We start from the raw sequence: 1,340 nt of genomic DNA on the forward strand, positions 1-1,340 counted from the left end.
GGCTTGGCCGCGGGCGGCGGCTGGGGCGGCCCGCCGCCCGCGGCCAAGCCCGGTGTCATCCCGCTGCGCCCGCTCGGCGTCGGCGAGATCCTCGACGGCGCCGTGTCCACCATGCGCACCTACTGGCGCACGGTCCTCGGCATCGCGCTGGCCGTCGCCGCGGTCACGGACATCTGTCTCGTCCTCGTCGAGGGCTTCTTCCTCAACGACGCCCTCGCCGGTGCGCAGCTCGACAGCCGGACCGCCACCCCCGACGACCTGTACCGCGCCCTGCGCGATTCCATGATCGGCACCGGGATCGTCACGGTGATCTCCGCAGCCGCCGTCATCGTCGCCACCGCGCTGCTCACGACCATCACCAGCCGCGCCGTCCTCGGCAAACCGGTCAGCGCCGGCGAGGCCTGGCGGGAGGCCCGCCCGCAGATCCCCAAGCTGGCCGGACTGCTCGTCCTGCTCGGTCTGATCACCGTGGGCGTGATCGTCGCCGGCGCACTGCCCGGCATCCTGGTCATGGTCACCGGCGGCAGCGACGCCGGCGGGTCCGCGCTCTTCGCCCTGGGCATCCTCGCGGGCGTCGTCATCGCGGTCTGGCTGGCCATCCGCTACTACCTGGCCGCCCCCGCCCTGATGCTGGAGCGCCAGGGCATCACCAAGGCCATGAGCCGCTCCGCCAAGCTCGTCCGCGGCGCCTGGTGGCGCGTCTTCGGCATCCAGCTGCTCGCCTGGCTCATCGCCAACATCGTCTCGGCGATCGTCACCATCCCGTTCGCCCTCATCGGGGCCGCCGTGAGCGGCGACGGCATGGACAACTTCCTCGGCACCAGCGGCGAACGCGTCGGCTGGGCGTTCCTGATCATCCGGGGCATCGGCTCCCTGATCGGCACCACGCTCACCCTCCCGATCAGCGCCGGCGTCACCGTGCTCCTCTACATCGACCAGCGCATCCGCCGCGAGGCCCTCGACCTCGAACTGGCCCGCGCCGCCGGTGTCCAGGGATACGGCACCAACACCTCCGGCCCCGTCCCCGGGAGCTGATGCGGTGAGCCTGACGGGGGAAGTTCTCACGGCGGCCGCCCCATCGGGCGCCGCCACCGCCGTACGACGGCTGCTGCGCGCGTCGGACCAGGCCGTCCTGGCGGCCGGCGGCTCGGGAGACGAGCCGCCGGTGACCATCCCGCGTGATCCCGCCCGGGAGGCGGCCCGGCGCGAGCTGTCCAAGCGGATGTACCACGAGAACGACCCCGGCCTGCTCCAGCGCGCCCTGGACGCGTTCTGGGACTGGGTGGGCCGGCTGTTCAGCACGGCCGCCTCGGCGACCCCCGGCGGCACGCTCGGCCTGG

1 protein-coding gene and 1 pseudogene are annotated in these 1,340 nt (G+C 73.4%); both read left to right on the plus strand.

Annotated elements, in window-relative coordinates; genetic code table 11:
- Nucleotides 1–1,035, plus strand: a 1,035-nt coding sequence (locus tag CCN44_RS20750) for a glycerophosphoryl diester phosphodiesterase membrane domain-containing protein (protein ID WP_107502096.1), incomplete at its 5' end; no start/stop codon positions are given.
- A gap of 4 nt (nt 1,036–1,039) precedes the next feature.
- A pseudogene (locus tag CCN44_RS20755) lies at nt 1,040–1,340 on the plus strand (DUF4129 domain-containing protein); the annotation flags it as partial.

This window comes from Streptomyces tricolor, assembly GCF_002155905.1.
Classification (GTDB): Bacteria; Actinomycetota; Actinomycetes; order Streptomycetales; family Streptomycetaceae; genus Streptomyces; species Streptomyces tricolor.